Source organism: Lactiplantibacillus brownii, assembly GCF_031085375.1.
Lineage (GTDB): Bacteria > Bacillota > Bacilli > Lactobacillales > Lactobacillaceae > Lactiplantibacillus > Lactiplantibacillus brownii.
This window is the reverse complement of record NZ_JAVCWF010000001.1, coordinates 441,573-459,861: the sequence shown is the minus strand read 5'-3', so window position 1 is coordinate 459,861 and position 18,289 is coordinate 441,573. Positions and strand designations below refer to the sequence as shown.

Sequence of the window (18,289 nt, the reverse complement as noted above, 5' to 3'; positions counted from 1 at the left end):
ATCAGTCCATTCTTTAAGTTCAGTTTGCTGAATTCAAGTGTTCCGAGATGATGCCCTCGCGCACACCACTCTCTGAAAAGATCACCCGGTCACTATCCAACATTTGTAGGAGTGTCACTAGTGGCAACATCCCACCGACAATAATATCGGCGCGATCGTACTCCATACCAGAAATATCTTGACGACCGGCTTTCGACCGTGTGAGCAAGTCGAGGAACGTATGATAAACGGTCTCCGTTTTCAAGCGGTAGCCGTGGATGTCCTCAACTTTCAACTTCTGCTGCCGCCGACGATTCACTCGGGCTAAAGTCCGGTTGGCACCGCCCAGTAAAATAATTGGAAAATGCATCGCTTCGGTCAACCACCAAATATCGGCCAACCGATTACGCAAAAACATCTGCGCACGAAATAAGTTGGCCGCGGGCACTAAGTCGTCCAATTCAAACTGTTCGGAAAGCGTCACAGCGCCAAACGGGACACTAATCAATTGTTGTTCCCGGCCACCTTTGACTAGGATCAGCTCGCAACTTGCACCACCCGTATCTAAAATCAAGCAGTCATTGATCACCAAAGAATTCGCCACACCCAAGTAATCATAGTAGGCTTCATCGTCACCAGACAATACCTTTAGCTCCAAGCCCACTTCTTTTTTGACTCGTGCCAAAAAGGCCGCCTGATTTTTGGCCATACGTACCGCCGCCGTCGTAATGCCAATCACATCCGTGTGGGGTAATCGAGTATAAATTTTTTTGAAATCTAACAACGCCCGAATCGTTCGGTCAATCGCCGCCGGTTGGAGCACATGTTCGGTGCCCATACTTTCGGACAACCGCGTATCTTCTTTGACCCGTTTGATCTCATCGGCCGTCCCATTAGGATGCAACCGGCTAACCGCCATCCGGGCCGAATTCGACCCAAGATCGACAATTGCTAAATTTCTCATGAACACCACACTCACTTTTCGTTGAGGTTATTTGTTTATATTTTAACATTAAAGGCTGTGAACTGGGCGATGAAGGCCGCTGAGTCACAAAATCATTGGCCTTAGATCGCCTTCACTTGCCACTTCGACTGATTTGGACTGGGCATTTAAGCAAAATCGTCAAAAAAGCAGACAAGCATTCGGCTATTCCGAGTGTTTGTCTGCCTGAACGATCAGCATTTATTTTAATGAGTGAGCGTTGACGCTGCCAAAATTTTACGAACCTCATCCGTCGATTTGGCATCCATCATCGCATTCCGCAATTCAGTAGCGCCCAACTCTGGACGCGCATAAATCTTGAAGAAACGTTTTAATGACGGAAAACGAGGGACCGCATATCGGGTTGAAAAATCATCAAATAGCGTTAATTGATAACGAAGCAGATCCAACAATTCCGCCAATGAATGCGGTTGGGGCTGAGTTTCGAAGGCAAAAGGATTCGCAAAGATTCCTCGACCAATCATGATACCGTCTAACCCTGGATGTTGCTGTGCCAATGCTAGGCCAGCTTGATAATCGGGAATATCACCATTAATTTGTAACAACGTTTGTGGTGCGATGGTATCTCGCAACTTGATTAGTTCATCAATCAGCTCAAAATGAGCGTCAACTTTACTCATCTCTTGCTTCGTTCGCAAATGAACCGTTAATAGATCGACATCTTGTCGTAAAAGTGTGGCGAGCCAATCTCGAAATTCAGGTAACTTACTGTAACCTAAGCGCGTCTTGACACTCACGGCTAGACCGGCCGTTTTAGCCGCCGCAATCACCTCGGTTGCCCGTTCAGGATGGCGAATCAAATCACTACCACCGTGGTTTTTTATGACAGTGCCATCGGGACACCCCATATTAATATCAATCGCTTCAAAGCCCTTCGCCTTGAGTGCGGCTGCGGCCGTGACAAAATCGGCGGCTTCATTGCCCCACAATTGAACGACTGGTTTGGTTGCTTCAGTTGGCGCAACGTATAAACGGCCGTGCACCGGAAATTTCGTGTTAGGCGTCGTAATGCCTTTCGCATAAACAAACTCCGTAAAAAAGGCATCCGGAGCTGCTGCCCGCGCAACAACTTGGCGAAAGACCGTATTGCTCACGGCTTCCATGGGTGCCATGGTAAAAAAAGGTCGTTGTGCGGCGCGGGCCTTAGCCGCAATCGCCGACCAATAAGTTGATTCTGTCACGTTAAAAACGCTCCTTTTTCAGAATAAAGTTGTGTTTAATTCTAGCATTAATCGTGACAAACTGCAGTGTCTATCATCGTGACGTCTAAAAAGATGGCAACTAAAGACGCAAGCTTTCAAATATTCCCCCAATCATCTGTAATCATTTTTTTATTTTGATTCGATGTCGGAATAGATCAGCACGTTTGTGATGGTGCAGACCTGTAGCCAAAAAAATAAGTCTGAGAATTACTCCCAGGCTTACTTTGTCGTCACTTATTTTTGATCAAAATAGTTAATTCCAATCGCCGCTTGCATTTCACGCCAAGTTTGATCTGCGACCACGTTAGCTTTAGCCGTACCAGCCTTTAAAATACCCATCACTTGGGCTGGGTCAGCTTCATAAATCGCACGTCGTTCCCGAATTGGCCGTAATACGGCGTCCAAGACTTCGATTAAGTAACGTTTGATCTTCACATCACCCAAACCACCATGTTGATATTGGGCCTTTAAATCTGCAATCTTGGCGGTATCCTCACCAAAGATATCTAAATAAGTGAAGACCGTATTGCCTTCAATCTTACCAGGATCTTCAACGTGGATATGGTCGGGATCAGTATACATGGACATGACTTTCTTTTGAACCGTGTCCGCGTCATCCGCCAAATAGATCGCGTTGCCAAGCGATTTACTCATTTTGGCATTCCCATCTAAACCAGGAATTCGACCTAAGCCTTTTGGTGGAAAGTACCCTTCTGGTTCAACTAAAACATCTTGTTGGTAAGTCCGGTTGAAACTCCGCACAATTTCACGCGTTTGTTCCAACATTGGTTCTTGGTCATCGCCCACTGGCACCGTTGTTGCTTTAAATGCCGTAATATCAGCTGCCTGACTGACCGGATAAACAAAGAAGCCTGCTGGTACACTTTCGCCAAACGCCTTTTGCTTAATTTCGGTTTTAACGGTAGGATTCCGGTTCAAACGAGCAACTGTGACCAAATTCAGGAATTGATTCATCATATCCGTCAAAGCTGAAATTTGTGATTGAACTAAAATCGTTGATTTTTCAGGATTAATACCAACGGCCAAATAATCCATTGCGACTTGTAATAAACTCTTGCGAATCTTTTCAGGATCATGCGCGTTATCCGTTAAAGCTTGGTTATCCGCAATCATAATATATGAGTCATAATCGCCAGTGTTTTGCAGCGCCACCCGATTACGTAATGACCCCACATAATGCCCAATGTGCAATTGTCCAGTTGGTCGATCCCCTGTTAGTAGAACTTTTTTTGTCATGTTTAAAACATCCTTTCATAATTGAAACGTTACTTGTCATTATGGCTAGCGCCTAAGTGCAGAATTGCCGCAACGTGTTCGGTAACACTGTGAGCTAACAAAAAAACGCCCCATTGACTAACTCTAGTCAATTAGGACGCATTACCGTGGTACCACCTAAATTGCAGAAAAATTTTTCTGCCACTCATTACACCGATAAGGGTGGGTTCCCGGTTCTCACCAAATCTCCAAAAAGCCAATTCAATTGTCCGTCCTAGCTTTCAGCGGTTGCTAGGTCTCTGTCATTGGACGCCTTACTTTTCTTTTCTTCAACGATTAATTACATTCAGTGTAAGCGTTACGCCCGCGCCTGTCAAAATAAATTCGAAGGAACTAAACTAGTGTGGTGTAGCTATCATATCTATAAGTATCCAACTAGCCTGCCGTTCCGGTTGGTCTGGACTGATGCTGGAACGTGGTGGCCACGTTTGTGAGCCAAAGGGCGGTCTGCTTTTCCTAAGCTGGAAGCCCACCAGCAAAGGAAAATTTCACCACTGAGCATCATCCAGCCCGCCCTGCACTAATCAGTAATTCTAATATTAATTGGTTTTTCGTTGGATTTATCAATGTTTCTTTTTTAAATCACTATTTAACGTGCTGGTCAGCGGAGACAGACAATTAATGAGCGACTTTAATAAATATAGTGGCTACGATGCACTAACAAAGAATTGTTTGGGTAACTGGTACTCACTTTTGATTCTGAAAAGTTCATTGACTGAACCTCAGTTTTCTATTGATACAGTTCCGGTCGACGATCCGCAAATACCGGCATACTGCCTCGAACCTGCGTTACTTGGGCTAAATCTAACTTAGCAGTCACAATTTGAGGATGAGACCCTGCTTCAGCAATAATTTGACCTAAGGGATCAATCACTAACGATTGCCCACCAAAATTATTGTCTGGATCACTGCCGACACGATTGACTGCCACCACAAAAGCTTGATTTTCAATAGCGCGCGCCTGTAGCAAGATTCGCCATTGTGGCAGTCGTATAGTAGGCCATTCCGCGCTGACAAAAATCACCTCAGGCCCCTGAGCGGCTTGTGTTCGCAGCCATTCTGGAAAACGAATATCATAACAAATAGCGCCCATCGCCGGATGCCCATCAATTGGAAAAATATTGGGCGTCTTGCCAGCGGTGATATACCGATCTTCGCCCATCAATCCAAACCGATGCACTTTATCATAGCAACTAATCAACTCACCCTGCCGGTTCAACACTAACATCTCATTATAATAAGCGCCGTCACGCTCAACTGCGACTGAGCCGCCAACAATTGCCACGTTAAATTGCTTGGCAAGTTGACTGAGCAATTTTTGGGTACGCTCCCCATTCAAATCCGCCAACGCCGCTAACCGGGTCAGCGCGTACCCCGTATTCCACATTTCCGGCAAAACAATCACGTCCACTGCCTCTTCAGCCGCTTTCATGATGGCCGTGGTTACTTGCCGAAAATTCTCATCTGGATTGCCAAACTGAATATCTAATTGTGCTAAAGCTACTCGCATCTCATCACTGACTTTCAATTAGAATTATTAAAATCATCCTAGAGTAATCCGAAAGCAGTTGCAAGTCGTGACGTCAAAATAGCCGATGCGGCAAGTTAACCAGATATTGGTAAATGCGATACGACTAGGCCGTCAAATACCAAGTCTCAAAAAAGCACCTGCAATTCAGGCGCTTTAATTGACAGTCCGGCTAAATCCGCCTAGAATTGTTCAAGCTATTTACCTGAGAATAAGACTGGAGGCTGTTATCACAGTGACAACATCAGACCAAGAACAACAACAAGAACAACAGCGGGTGGACGCCGTTATTAAGCAGGTCAAGGCTCGTGCCAAAGAGACTGACCGCTTAGTTGCCAAGGCGCACCGCGAAACCGATGTAATCCAGAAAAATTATGGTGATAATAACTCAGTCAACACGTTTGAAGTCGATGACCGTATCGAAACTAACGCCGAGTTACAACAACAAAAACAAATGGTCGAACGTGCTGTTGAATCTGAAGCCATTTTGAGCCGCCAAGTCGGTGTCTTGAAAGACCTCAGCAATTCACCTTATTTCGGCCGTATTGATATCCAAGATAGTCCCGACGAAGTCCCTGAAAAATTGTATATCGGGACAGCTTCTTTCGTCGATCCGCATCAGAATTTCTTAGTTTATGACTGGCGCGCGCCGATTTCATCCGTTTACTATAATGGCACACTCGGTACCGTCCGCTATCAAACCCCGGCCGGCGAACAAACGACCGAGTTACAAAAAAAGCGGCAATTTCAAATTGATCATGGTCAGATCAAAAACATGTTTGACACAAATGAAACCGTGGGTGATGAGATTCTGCAAAGCGTCTTGGGCGAACAAAATGACGCCTATATGCAGAATATCGTGGCGACGATTCAAAAAGAACAAAATGATATTATTCGTGACACTTATAGTGATCTATTAGTTGTTCAGGGGGTCGCCGGGTCCGGTAAAACTTCCGCCATTCTCCAACGCATCGCGTTCTTGCTTTACCATTCACGGGCATCCCTTGAAGCCGATCAAATGGTGCTCTTCTCACCTAACCGCCTCTTCAGTCACTATATTTCTGAAGTTTTGCCAAGTTTGGGTGAGCGAAACATGCGCCAGGTCACGCTAGCCGAGTTTTTAAGTGCTCGTTTTCAAGGCTTGAATGTTGAAAGCTTATTTGAACGTTACGAAAGTGATCGGCAAGCCGCTAGTAACGTGCCGGCCGTGCGGAAATTCCAAGAAAGCGCCGACTTCATGCAACAAGTGACGCATTATTGCCAAACGTTGGCTGCGGACCAACTGCGGTTCACCAATATCGTCTTTAATGGTGAAATTTTCTTCTCACGGGCGGAGATTACGGCAATTGCGACCGCGTTACCCGCAGCGATGCAACCAGCTGACCGTTTTCTCAGCCTAAAAAACACCTTGATCAAACGACTAAAACATCGTATTGACCATGAAGCACAAGCCGACTGGGTCAATGAGATCATTGATCAATTAAATGATGAAGACTATCACGATCTACTTGGTGACAAGCGCCGTGGTGATTTCCAATCATTAGACGATGAAGTCTTCTATATTGGTAAACAAATCGTCACGAAACGTTTGCGACAAGTTTACGACGCCATTTATAATGGGTACTTTTTAGACACTTATGAACAATACAACGATTTCTTGGACCAGCTTGACCGACCTGCAACAATCACTCCGGCTCAGTGGCATGCTCGGCGGCAGCAATTTCAAGCTGGCATTGAATATCACAAAATCGCGTTGGTCGACTGTGCCCCCCTGCTACTGCTCCGCGATATTTTAACGGGTAGCGGGCAAAATCGGCGGATGCAATATATCTTTGTCGATGAAATGCAAGATTATTCGTTAGCGCAGCTCCTCTATATCAAGCACGCCTTTCCATTAGCCAAGTTCACCTTATTGGGCGATAGTGAACAAGCGTTATTCAAGGACATCGAGTTGCCCAAACAATTATTGCAACGTCTACGTGACGCCTTCAATGTTCGTCGGGCTAACTTAATCACCCTAAATAAGAGTTATCGTTCCACCTTACAGATCACCAATTTTGCTAAGGCGTTATTGCCAGATGGTGACCAAATTCAAGCCTTTACGCGTGAAGGTGATTTGCCGAAAGTCATGATTCGCTACGGCGAAACAAATGCGCTGGCCGGCTTACTTACTGAAGTTAAGCGCCAATTAACCCATACAAAAACGGTGGCAGTCTTAACGAAAGACTTAGCCGACAGTAAAAAAGTCTATCAAGCACTGAAACATCAGACGATTGCGACGCTCATGGCTGATAGTGATCGCACCATGCCCCAAGGGGTGATTGTGATGCCCATCTATCTTGCTAAAGGCTTAGAGTTTGATGCAGTCGTGGCTTATGACGTTTCCGCACAAAATTATCCCGACAAAACCACCGTCGGCTTGCTATACACGATTGCCTCACGCGCCATGCATCATCTAACCTTGCTTAGTGTTGGTGATGTCTCGCCGCTCATTGCGCATTTAGACCCAACGTTATTTACGATCGAACACCAAGTTCGTGTTTAACTAAAAGACCTGAACCAGTCAATTCTAGCTATTGCTGAATTGGCCTGGTTCAGGTCTTTTTTTACTTTGTGTGAGAATTCAGTTGGCGGACCGTTTCACCGACGAGCCCTAAGCCCAGTGCAAATTGCAGCAAGTGCAGTCCTTGCGTTTGTCGCGTCGTCACCGTGGGTTGGATTACCAAGGTCAAAATACTACTGAGCGCCGCAATCATGACGATTAAAAACCCAATCGCCAGCGCAACAATTAAACATTGCCGCTGAAAGGTGTGCGCTTTAAAAGTTACCCGTGCCGCTGTCTCTTGCCCAATGTAGCCCCGAACCAATTCCGATAAACCAAAATTACGTTCTAGTAATCCCACTGCTAGACCAAACATTACCAGTCGCAAACTAATTGTCAGCATTAAATTCAAGTGAGTTTCCCCCTTAATTTGAATGACCAAGGCGCTTTTGATTACATTGTACGCTCAGAATTTGCACCTTAAACCACCTTTACAGAAACACTACAATATTTACAAAAACAACATCTTTTGGCACATCATCGTAGCCCAATAAATTGATTTAAAAATATTATTTAATCAATATATTTAATTTTTAAAAAGTCAATTGTATGCAATTCACTGTCGTACTAGTGGCTCGCCAATTAGTATTGTTATTAAGGCCCTGTCAAACGGCATTTTTGACCAGTTTGACAGGTTTACGAATAATCCGTCAAGGTAATCCTTGTAAGCAATCGCGTGGTACTTTTTAATTGTTGAGTGAGTAATGCTCACTTGATAGTAAAAGAGAATTGAATGGAGGAATGATGATGCGTAGATTTTGGCAATTCTTCTTACTCGCAGTCACTGGAGTAGCGCTGATGATTCTGAGTCCACCAGTTATCGGGAGCGCTAGTGAAATTCCAGCGACCGGGTTAGATGTTAATAGTGCCATCATTAAAGATACTAAGGGTAAGGTTTATCCTCACGATGTCCAGTTACCAAAAGGCGATTATACCGTTAATTATCAGTGGAAGATTTCTAACAGTACAAATGTCAATGCCGGTGACACCATGACACTGACTTTACCTAGCAATGTCCATGTTACAGAAGATGAAGAGTTCAAGTTATATAACGCGGTTGGTGCCTCAATGGGGGTTGCTCATATGGAAAAGGACAATCCAATTGTGGTCGTTACTGCGAATAACGTGATGCATAATATGATTAATCGGCGTGGGTGGATTCGAATTGGTGTTGAAGAAAAAGACATGAATCCAACTAAGCCAACTGGTCCTATTAGCATGACTAAGAGTGCTAGCTGGGCTGATCCAACCAACAAGAATTTGATCAACTGGCACTTAAACGTTAATCACGAAGGCAATACTTTAACTAACCCAGTGATTAAAGATACTTTCAGCGGCAATCAAAAGTATGTCGCTGGTAGTGTTAAGGCCACTGATGCTAGTGGTAAGAGCCTTCCAGTTACCGCAACAACTAGTCTACTTTCAAATACCGTTACCTTTAAGATAAGTGGAACGATTGATTCAGATATTGCCCTCACTTATCAAACACGACCTAAGTTAACGACCGGTGGCGATACGTTTAATAACAACGCGACCTATACCGACGATGGCGGTCATAAGGCATCGGCTAATGCGTCAATTGATCGTGAAGATGAAGACACTTCTCAACCGGAAAATCCGGGGACTGGAACGCCTGAACCTAATGAACCAATTGCGATGGAAAAATCAGTTAGCTGGGCTGATCCTAATGATCAAACCAAGTTGAACTGGTCGATTCGGATCAATGATAATGGTAACAAATTAGTTAACCCTGAAATCACTGATCATTTAAGTGCTAATCAATCTTATGTACAAGGCAGTGCCAAGATGGTCACCTCGTTAGGCGATACAGTTCCCATAACTGCTAGTCCTAGTGGTAATGGTCTGACGATCGTCTTCAAAGTGACTGGGACTTACACGACTAATCTACATTTGACTTACCAAAGCAAAACGAGCACGACTAAAGGAACTGAAGAATTTACTAACGATGCCACCTATAAAGATGACAACGATAATAATGCTTCTGCCACGGCCGAAATTGACCGTACGGCAGAACCTGAGCTCCCTAATCGCAATCCAGTTAACATGACAAAGAGTGTAGCTTGGGCTGATCCTAATGATCAGACTAAGTTGAACTGGAAATTGTCCGTCAGCGCTAACGGCAACCAGTTGATCAATCCAACGATTGTCGATAAGATCAGTGCTAACCAAACCTTTGTGGCTGGCAGCGCTGAAGCTAAAACTATTACGGGTGAAAAAATTCCGGTAACCGCGTCAACGAACGGGACAGAAATCACGTTCAAGTTAAGCGGGACTTATACGAGTGATATTCAATTGTCGTATCAAACGACAACTGATGAAACTAATACGGCCGAAACTTTTGCTAACGGTGCAATTTATGATGATGAAGCTGGCAACCATGCTGATGCTTCTACTTCGATTGATCGTGATGAAACCGAAGCGCCGAAGCCAGAGATTACCATGGCTAAGACCGCAACTTGGAGTGATCCAGCTGATAAAACTAAGATCGACTGGGCACTCAATGTTACGACTAATGGTAATAAGTTAACCAACCCCGTTATCAGTGATATTTTAAGTGACAACCACAGTTACGTTGCTGGGAGTGTCAAAGTTACTGACGCTAACGGCAAAACGTTACCAGTGACTGCCACCGTTGATGGTTCCGAAGTCACCTTCAAGATTACTGGTGAAACGACCGCTGATTTGAAGATCACCTATCAGACCACGACTAAAACTGCTACTGGCGCCGCAACCTTTAACAACGCCGCGATTTTAGATGATCAAAATAATAATCATGCGGAAGCGGATGCGGCTATTGATCGTGAAGCCCAACCAGTCGAACCTGCAAAAGATCCGATTGAAATGACTAAGACCGCTGCTTGGAGCGATCCAAATGATCACAATATGATCAATTGGCAACTCAAAGTAGCCACTAAAGGTAACACGTTACTGAATCCAGTCATCAGCGACCAACTGAGCGATAACCAAACTTATCGTAATGGCAGTGCTAAAGCCGTTGATGCAGCTGGCAATACGGTGCCAGTTGTTGTGACTACTGAAGGTAACAAGTTAACCTTTAAATTTAGTGGGACGATCACGAACGATTTAACTTTGAGTTATCAGACGACAACTAATGAACAATCAGGTGCCGCAACCTTTGACAACGCGGCCATCTTAGATGACGACAACGATAATCATGCCGAAGCTGAAAGCTCAATCGACCGTGAAAATCCACCGGTTATGCCAGTTAAAGATCCAATCGAAATGAGTAAAGTCGCCGCTTGGAGTGATTCAACCGACCACACAATCATTAATTGGACTTTATCTGTTAAAGCTAATGGCAACGACTTATCGAATCCAGTGATCACCGATATCTTAAGTGATAACCAAACTTATCGCGAAGGTAGTGCTCGTGCTGTTGATGACAGCGGCCAAGAATTACCACTTGATGTCAGTGTCGATGGCTCAACCATTACCTTTAAGATCATTGGCAAATTCACCGCTGATTTCCGTTTGACTTATCAAACGAAGACCAACAAAGCATCTGGTGCTGAAATCTTTGCCAACGCCGCCGTTTATTCGGATGACGATGACAATGAAGCCAGTGCTGATACTTCGATCGAACGTGATGGTGAAGATGAAGATGACGAACCTGGGACAACTGAACCTGGCAAACCTGGTACTGAGGAACCAGAAAATCCTGGCACCACTGAACCAAATGAGCCTGGGACAGAAGAACCAGAAAAGCCTGGGACCACTGAGCCAACTGAACCTGGCACCGAAGAACCTGAAACACCTGGTACTACTGAGCCCGGCAAACCTGGTACTCAAGAACCTGAAATGCCTGGCACCACTGAACCTAGTGAACCTGGCACTGGGGAACCTGAAACACCTGGCACTACTGAACCCGGCGAACCTGGTATGGAAGGACCTGAAATGCCTGGCGCCACTGAGCCTAGCGAACCTGGTACTGGGGAACCTGAAGTACCTGGCATCACTGAACCCGGCGAACCTGGTACATCAGAATCTGAAATGCCTGGCACCACTGAACCTAGTGAACCTGGCATGCCAGAAACTGAGATGCCTGGAATGCCAACAACGCCATATAGCTCAACGCAAACACCAGCACCTTATAGTCCAGCATCTGGTCGTTTACCACAAACTAGTGAACATCAGAATAATGCGTTAGCGACTATTGTTGGTTTCTTGATATTGTTGTTAACCTTTGGCTTAGGTTATTTCGATTTACGTCGTCATAACATGTAATTTAGAAAGGCGGATTGTCCAATCACAACCTTACTTAACCCACGACCAACACGTGCTGTTAACATGCTGGCATTACGGACCCTAGCAACGACAACGGATTTGATTTCATTGCCGTTACTAGGATCCTTTTTTGTCCAAAAAAATGAGTCTGGTCAAAACCCCAGACTCATTTTGGTATTCCTAATATTTATAGCCGAAACGTGGAACAAAAGGCTTTGATGCAACCGAGCTAAGAAAGTCAAACGATTGAAAATGCCAATCATTCGACTTTCTAGGCTATGCTCGGTAGCAAAACGCCTTTTGTCCCACTCTCCTGTTTTGTCACAATCAGCCAACACCCCACTAAAACTAGCAAGATTTAGACTGATGGTCTCGTTGCAGGAGCCCGATGAATGGCGTCTTTTAAAACAAAGGGCGCGATCATTGTGACTAAGATAATGACTAAAATAACATCGGAATAATAGTTACTCGACAGCAGGTGCGCCGAAAAACCAATCTGGGCCGTAATTAACGCCATTTCACCCCGCGAAATCATCCCAGCACCTACCAAATAATTACTGTGCGCATTGAAGCCATTTAATTTAGCACCCAAACCACAACCAAGTAGCTTGGTCAAAACACCCAATACAGTCATCACGGCGACAAATGGTAACGACTGCCAGAAACCCTCAAACGTCATGTTTAAGCCGACGCTCACGAAGAAAATTGGAATAAAAATCGTGTAACCCACCGGCTCGATGCTGACATCGACTTGGTGCTGATAATCGGTCTGTGCAATCGCAGTCCCAGCGAAGAAAGCACCGATTGCCCCACTAAGGCCAACGGTTTCTGCGAGCCAAGCCATTGCTAAACAGATAATGACGGACATAATGGTCGGGCTTACGGCCATCAATAAGTGATTGCTCAAACGCATTAAAGCTGGCGCAATCCAACGAGTTAACAAGAATACCCCAACGAAAAACGCGGCTTGTTCGAGTAGTACCAACCAAAGTGCCGGTTGGGCCCCGCCACTTTTATCACCCATCATTGAAATCATGATACTCAGTAAGATGACCCCAATAATATCATCCGCCACGGCGGCCCCTAGAATCGTGGCCCCTTCTTTCGTATCCAACGCCTTGAATTCTTTCAAGACTTCGACTGAGATCGAGACCGAAGTGGCCGAAAAGATCACGCCAATAAATAAAGATTCAAACCAAGTAAAATTAAAGAAGTGACTGACCCCACCCATGATCAGAACGGGGAAAACGACCCCAATCACGGCCACGCCAATCGCTGGTCGCAAATATTTTTTTAATAGCGCTAAATTACTCTCTAAACCACCAATGAACATCAACACAATCACACCTAAATCAGAGAAGGTCTGGACAAGATTGGTCAAATGAACCAGATTGAAAATAGCGGGGCCTAAAACAACGCCTACTAAAATCTCACCGATCACAGCGGGAATCCCAATTCGATGGGAAAAATGTCCCGCCAAAGTTGTTGCTAATAACAAAATACATAACGTGCCTAAAAAGCTCATAGTCGCCATCCTTTAGTCGTGCCTTACTGCTATGATACACCTTATCTCTGGTTCATTTTAACCGTATGGGCCTTTCCAAGCCACTCTGACCTGGCTTTAACGACCCGCTTATGCCACTAAAAAAGCATCGGCTGAAAACCCAACTTGGTTTTCGACCGATGCTTTTATTAACAGCTAAGTCACTTATCACCATTCGACCTGTGGGTAAGTGGACAACTGCCGGTGGCAACTGTTTCTAAAAGTTTTCCACAGTGGATAACTTTTTTCAGCCTTAGTCTCGACTTGTCCACATGCCCTGTTGAAAAGTTAATCCAGCTTAGATTAATGCCAGCTTTTGAATGGCGTCGGCTAACCCACCCTCGTCATTTGTACCGGTCACATAATCAACAACGGCTTTGGCGGCATCACTACCGTTACCCATCGCAACCGCCGTTCCCGCAAACTTGAACATTGGAATATCATTTTTCTCATCGCCAACCGCCATAACTTCATCGGCTGATAAGTCTAACACCTGAGCTAAATCTTTAAGCGCTTGGCCTTTGTTAACGACCGGATTCATCAATTCTAAGAAGACGCTGCCCGCCCGGACGATATAACAGTCTTTGCCAAACGTTTGGTCAACTAAAGGTTCCAGCGCATCTAACTGGGCCTCATCACCGACAAATAACCCTTTCGTAATCTGAAAGTCAGCGGGTAAATCATCAGGATCACGGACGAGCACGCCAGCCTTATTTTCCCAAGCTTGAATGACGGTCACCCAGTTCACATCTCGATCCGCAGTATAAATGTTGCTTTCTTCATCTAAGACATTAAAAGGAACCTGGTGTGCTTGACCAAACGCCGTCATTTTCCGATACATCGCATTATCCACTAAGTGTTTGGCAACCACGTGACCACTCACAGATTCGGTGACGGCACCATTATAAGTAATCACATATTGCTCGTCACCGGTAAGCTGTAAGGCGTCTAAATAAGGTTGAACGCCCGCTAATGGTCGCCCAGTGCAGAGCACGATTTTAATCCCCTGCGCCAACGCTTTTTTTACAGCGGCTTTGGTGCTAGCTAATAATTTTCCAGTGGAATCCAACAATGTATCATCGATATCTAAAGCAATTAATTTAATTGACATGATCAATAGTTCCCTTCAATTGCGAATACGGTTACAATTAGGACATGTCTGCTAGCTTTGGCCTAGCTTTCAATCCACATTGACGCTTCGCCACATTTTGATAGTTTTAATATAGCATAGCGACATAAACTAAAAAGCCGATTTTTGAAACCAAAATGGCTCATTTTTAACAATTTAGGTGATTAAAATTGAAAATTCTTCATGAAACCGTGCAGACGATTCCTCATCTGCCCTTCAAATATTATGAACACGATCCACTCACATCCATTGACGTGGCCCCACACTGGCACCAAGGTATTGAACTGAATTATCTTGGTGCCGGGGATACCTTAAAGTTCGTGACGGATGGTCAAACAACGTAATTCCATCCCGGCGATATCTGGGCCGTTAACCGGCGCGTTGTCCATAGTGCAACTGGTCCCGACCAAGCTGACTGGATTGAATTTGGCCTGATTATTGATGATGACTTTCTCCAATCCCAAGTTCCATCGAGTGCCAATTGGCAGCTAACCTTGACGAACCCACGCATCGAGCTTAGCAATCCAACGGCATACGCGACGATCCGCAACCACTTGATCGCCATTCATGACTTGTTAGCGGCTGGTGCGACGGACCTCGCGCGACTGGAAATTCTCAGTCATTTTTATGCGTTAGTGGCACAACTTGGTCAAGCTTTCACCGTACCAATGGCTGAAAGTGATGTCAGTCCCAACCAGAATCTGACGGATACGGTGATGGACTACATCAATCAAGCTTACGCCGAACCAATCAGTGGCACCACTTTGGCCGAACGCTTCCACGTATCACTGACTACCCTTAATCAGCAGTTCAACGCCAATCTACAACTTTCCGTCAACCGCTACTTACGCCAAGTGCGGTTACTCAACGCGCGTCGGCTATTATTAGAAACCGACCGTAAAATCGATTACATCGCCACGAGTTGCGGTTTTACCAATCGGAAAACGTTGAATCGTAACTTTAAAGCTTGGAAAGGCTTGACGCCGACAGATTATCGCCAAACTTTTGCCAAATATCACAAAATTGATACCAGTTGCCTCTAAAAATGTCCCTTGTTGTCCGAATTATCATGCTAAACTAACGACATCAATCAAAACAAGGGAGAAATTTAACATGATTAAATTAATTGCAACAGATATGGATGGCTCATTTTTACGAGATGATATGACTTATGATGAGGCTAAATTCAAGCGGTTACACGCTAAGATGCAACACTATGGGATTCAATGGGTCGTCGCTAGCGGGAACCAATATTATCAACTGAAATCGTTTTTCAAAGCTTACCCAGATACGATCTATGTCTCTGAGAATGGCGCGCTCATTCGTGATGAACACCAAATCTACGCCATGCACCAGTTTGAGTCGACCACGGTCGCGCAAATTCTCGCCATTATTACGGCAATGCCGACGTTACAGATTCTCGTTTGTGGCGCCAAGAGTGCCTATGCACTGAAGACCATGGCGCCTGCCCATGTGACTGAAATGCGAAAATACTATCATCATTTAGCGGTTGTGGACGACTTTGCCAATATTCACGATTATATTCTAAAGTTTGCCATCAGCTGTCCGCCGGCGCAAACGCAAGTAATCGTTGACCAACTACGTGACAAGCTTGGCGATCTAGGCGAACCCACCAGCAGTGGTCACGGTGATATCGACATCATCCAACCGGGTTTGAATAAAGCGGCTGGGTTAAAAGAACTTGGCCAACTACTGCATGTCAATTTGACTGAAATGTGTGCCTTTGGCGATGGTGGCAATGATTTGGAAATGTTACGCGAAGTTGGGCTGGGAGTTGCTATGCAAAACGCTCAACCAGCCGTCACCGCGGTCGCTGATCGGTCAACTGACAGCAATCAAGATCAAGGCGTTCTCAACTTTATTAGTGAGGCATTGGAGGCGTAACGAGCATGCAATCAACTCAACCAGCGCGTTGGACGACCATCAGTATCCTGAGTCTATCCACTGTTAGCAGTATTTCGACCGTCATCACCGGCATTATTCCGCAGTTAAAGCAACAATTTCCACAGGTGCCAACGACCGTGATCGAATGGTTAGTGACCATTGCTAATTTGAGTGCACTCGTGACTTTACTGATCAATCCCCAGCTCACGCAACGGTTCGGCATCCGCAAAGTTGTGATCAGTGGCCTCCTAATTAAGTGCCATCGCAGGGGCTTTTCCGATGCTGAGCCACAATTTCACTTTAATCATGCTCAGTCGAGCTATTTTAGGCTTGGGTATCGGCCTCTTTTCACCCCATGCGATCAGCCTGATTGCTCATGTCTATCGCGGCGAGCTACGAGCCCGATTGCTTGGCTATCAAACTGGGCTGTCAGCGCTAGGCAATGCCGTTTTGCTGGCTGGCGCCGGTTGGTTAGTCGTTATCAGCTGGCAAGCCGTCTTCTGGCTTTACCTCGTATTGGCAATCATTGCGCTCTTAGTTTGGCGTTTTGTGCCCGAAACTAAGCTAACGACGACCACAACTAAGCTCGGCCATGCCAAGCTTCCAGCCTCACACTGGGGCTTAGCCGGTCTCACTTTTATCACCTATTTACTGATCTGGGGCGTCCAACTAAAGCTCCCCAGTCTATTTGCCAATCGCCACTTTGGTGATGCCAGCATCTTGAATTGGACACTGGCGGCAATGAACTTAGGTGGCTTAATCGCCGGTTTAACGTTTGGGCGGTTGCATAAACGGTTACACCGTTATACTTTAACGCTCGGCTATGCGGGTGCTGCCGCTAGCATCCTGTTATTATGGTTGACCAATCAGAGCACCGTGGCGATTGGCGCGGCAATTTTCTTCAATTTTATTTATTCGTACACGGGCCCATATCTGGTCTTCACCAGTAATGCGGGGCTGGCGGATGAACAAATCAACACGATGAGTAGTTACCTCACCATTGCGACAATTATCAGCGCCTTCTTCGCCCCATTAGTGTGGAATTTATTGGGTCAACTGGGGCCCGGGGTGCTCACCGACAATGTGCTCTTGTGGATCATGCTGATTCTCACATTGATCGCCGTTGCCACCCTCTTGAAACCAACTGCGAAAGGAACACTAGCACATGGAAAATAAGCAAAAATTGCATAGTGGCGACTTATATCTGCCAAACGATGCCGCCATTGAACAACAACAATTTCAATATCTTGATCAACTCTACGATTATAATCAGACTCGCCCCACAGAAATGACCAAGCGCCAAGTTTTACTCGCTAAAATGTTTGCCGAAATTGGACCAAATTGCTACATTGAACCACCCTTTCATAGTAATTTTGGCGGTCATCACGTTCATTTTGGTCGTGGAATTTATGCGAATTTTAATTTAACTTTAGTCGATGATACGCACATTTACGTTGGCGACCACACAATGTTTGGTCCAAATGTTACCGTCGCCACTGCAGGTCATCCAATCCTGCCAGAATTACGTGCACAAGGTTATCAATATAATGCACCCGTTCATATCGGTGAAAATTGCTGGCTCGGTGCTGGAGTGATCGTGCTACCAGGTATCACCATTGGTCGCAATGTGGTTGTCGGTGCCGGTAGTATCGTCACCAAAGATTTGCCAGATAACGTGGTCGCGGTCGGTAATCCCTGCCACATTCTGCGTCAAGTTAATGATCATGATCGTGAGTATTACTTTAAGACTCGTCGAATTGATCCTGACTTATTAGCTGACTAAGGCTTCAATTGACTGAAGTATCCTGTAGCTTTTGATAAAAAAATGAGGCTCGT

The 18,289-nt window shown here is 45.3% G+C and carries 14 protein-coding genes and 1 other annotated feature; of the genes, 7 read left to right on the top strand and 7 right to left on the bottom strand.

The genetic code is table 11. The features are described from left to right. Positions 1-19 precede the first annotated feature (19 nt). The 4 genes from RA086_RS01800 to RA086_RS01785 all read right to left on the bottom strand — a co-directional run bounded on the left by RA086_RS01800 (position 20) and on the right by RA086_RS01785 (position 4,990). Positions 20-943, bottom strand: a complete 924-nt coding sequence (locus tag RA086_RS01800; RefSeq protein ID WP_308702222.1) for a Ppx/GppA family phosphatase — start codon at positions 941-943, stop codon at positions 20-22. A gap of 224 nt (positions 944-1,167) precedes the next feature. Beyond that, the gene (locus RA086_RS01795) at positions 1,168-2,163 is read right to left on the bottom strand and encodes a tRNA dihydrouridine synthase (protein WP_308702221.1); all 996 of its coding nucleotides are present in this window, start codon (positions 2,161-2,163) and stop codon (positions 1,168-1,170) included. Positions 2,164-2,418: 255 nt separating this feature from the next. Then, positions 2,419-3,441, bottom strand: coding sequence for a tryptophan--tRNA ligase (trpS, locus tag RA086_RS01790; protein ID WP_308702220.1), 1,023 nt, complete (start codon positions 3,439-3,441; stop codon positions 2,419-2,421). 129 nt (positions 3,442-3,570) lie between these two features. Further along, positions 3,571-3,762 (bottom strand) — a binding site (T-box leader). A 448-nt stretch (positions 3,763-4,210) separates the two neighbouring features. Then, a complete protein-coding gene (locus tag RA086_RS01785) occupies positions 4,211-4,990 on the bottom strand; it encodes a carbon-nitrogen family hydrolase (RefSeq protein ID WP_308702219.1) in 780 nt (259 codons plus the stop codon). Between the two features lie 253 nt (positions 4,991-5,243). Here RA086_RS01785 and helD point away from each other — a divergent pair, with 253 nt between their 5' ends. Beyond that, positions 5,244-7,553 carry an RNA polymerase recycling motor HelD gene (gene helD / locus RA086_RS01780; RefSeq protein WP_308702218.1) on the top strand — a complete coding sequence of 770 codons (2,310 nt, stop codon included), beginning with the start codon at positions 5,244-5,246 and terminating at the stop codon, positions 7,551-7,553. 61 nt (positions 7,554-7,614) lie between these two features. On the opposite strand, the gene RA086_RS01775 is transcribed toward helD, so the two are convergent. Beyond that, positions 7,615-7,962 (bottom strand): hypothetical protein, encoded by a 348-nt coding sequence (locus RA086_RS01775; protein ID WP_308702217.1) that lies wholly within the window; start codon positions 7,960-7,962, stop codon positions 7,615-7,617. A gap of 395 nt (positions 7,963-8,357) precedes the next feature. On the opposite strand from RA086_RS01775, the gene RA086_RS01770 reads away from it, so the two are divergent. After that, the gene (locus RA086_RS01770; RefSeq protein ID WP_308702216.1) at positions 8,358-11,876 is read left to right on the top strand and encodes an Ig-like domain-containing protein; all 3,519 of its coding nucleotides are present in this window, start codon (positions 8,358-8,360) and stop codon (positions 11,874-11,876) included. 358 nt (positions 11,877-12,234) lie between these two features. On the opposite strand, the gene RA086_RS01765 is transcribed toward RA086_RS01770, so the two are convergent. Together RA086_RS01765 and RA086_RS01760 are read right to left on the bottom strand one after the other, a co-directional pair. Further along, a complete protein-coding gene (locus RA086_RS01765; protein ID WP_308702215.1) occupies positions 12,235-13,401 on the bottom strand; it encodes a cation:proton antiporter in 1,167 nt (388 codons plus the stop codon). Between the two features lie 316 nt (positions 13,402-13,717). Then, a complete protein-coding gene (locus RA086_RS01760) occupies positions 13,718-14,530 on the bottom strand; it encodes a Cof-type HAD-IIB family hydrolase (RefSeq protein WP_308702214.1) in 813 nt (270 codons plus the stop codon). Between the two features lie 188 nt (positions 14,531-14,718). Between RA086_RS01760 and RA086_RS01755 the strand changes: the two genes are divergently transcribed. The 5 genes from RA086_RS01755 to RA086_RS01735 all read left to right on the top strand — a co-directional run bounded on the left by RA086_RS01755 (position 14,719) and on the right by RA086_RS01735 (position 18,236). Continuing rightward, complete coding sequence (locus tag RA086_RS01755; RefSeq protein ID WP_308702213.1) at positions 14,719-14,892, top strand: hypothetical protein; 174 nt, start codon at positions 14,719-14,721, stop codon at positions 14,890-14,892. 150 nt (positions 14,893-15,042) lie between these two features. Further along, a complete protein-coding gene (locus tag RA086_RS01750; protein ID WP_308702212.1) occupies positions 15,043-15,591 on the top strand; it encodes an AraC family transcriptional regulator in 549 nt (182 codons plus the stop codon). Between the two features lie 70 nt (positions 15,592-15,661). Beyond that, positions 15,662-16,453: a Cof-type HAD-IIB family hydrolase gene (locus tag RA086_RS01745; protein ID WP_308702211.1), complete on the top strand. Its 792-nt coding sequence runs from the start codon at positions 15,662-15,664 to the stop codon at positions 16,451-16,453. 279 nt (positions 16,454-16,732) lie between these two features. Beyond that, positions 16,733-17,629 carry an MFS transporter gene (locus RA086_RS01740; protein WP_308702210.1) on the top strand — a complete coding sequence of 299 codons (897 nt, stop codon included), beginning with the start codon at positions 16,733-16,735 and terminating at the stop codon, positions 17,627-17,629. Further along, complete coding sequence (locus RA086_RS01735) at positions 17,619-18,236, top strand: sugar O-acetyltransferase (protein WP_308702209.1); 618 nt, start codon at positions 17,619-17,621, stop codon at positions 18,234-18,236. Before RA086_RS01740 ends, RA086_RS01735 begins: the two co-directional genes overlap by 11 nt. The last annotated feature ends 53 nt before the right edge of the window (positions 18,237-18,289 follow it).

Excerpts from the sequence above, each read along its gene's own strand:
- RA086_RS01740 (WP_308702210.1), top strand. The coding sequence starts at position 16,733 with ATGCTGAGCCACAATTTCACTTTAATCATGCTCAGTCGAGCTATTTTA.
- RA086_RS01765 (WP_308702215.1), bottom strand. The coding sequence starts at position 13,401 with ATGAGCTTTTTAGGCACGTTATGTATTTTGTTATTAGCAACAACTTTG.
- trpS (WP_308702220.1), bottom strand. The coding sequence starts at position 3,441 with ATGACAAAAAAAGTTCTACTAACAGGGGATCGACCAACTGGACAATTG.
- RA086_RS01785 (WP_308702219.1), bottom strand. The coding sequence starts at position 4,990 with ATGCGAGTAGCTTTAGCACAATTAGATATTCAGTTTGGCAATCCAGAT.
- RA086_RS01800 (WP_308702222.1), bottom strand. The coding sequence starts at position 943 with ATGAGAAATTTAGCAATTGTCGATCTTGGGTCGAATTCGGCCCGGATG.
- RA086_RS01760 (WP_308702214.1), bottom strand. The coding sequence starts at position 14,530 with ATGTCAATTAAATTAATTGCTTTAGATATCGATGATACATTGTTGGAT.
- RA086_RS01745 (WP_308702211.1), top strand. The coding sequence starts at position 15,662 with ATGATTAAATTAATTGCAACAGATATGGATGGCTCATTTTTACGAGAT.
- RA086_RS01770 (WP_308702216.1), top strand. The coding sequence starts at position 8,358 with ATGCGTAGATTTTGGCAATTCTTCTTACTCGCAGTCACTGGAGTAGCG.
- RA086_RS01735 (WP_308702209.1), top strand. The coding sequence starts at position 17,619 with ATGGAAAATAAGCAAAAATTGCATAGTGGCGACTTATATCTGCCAAAC.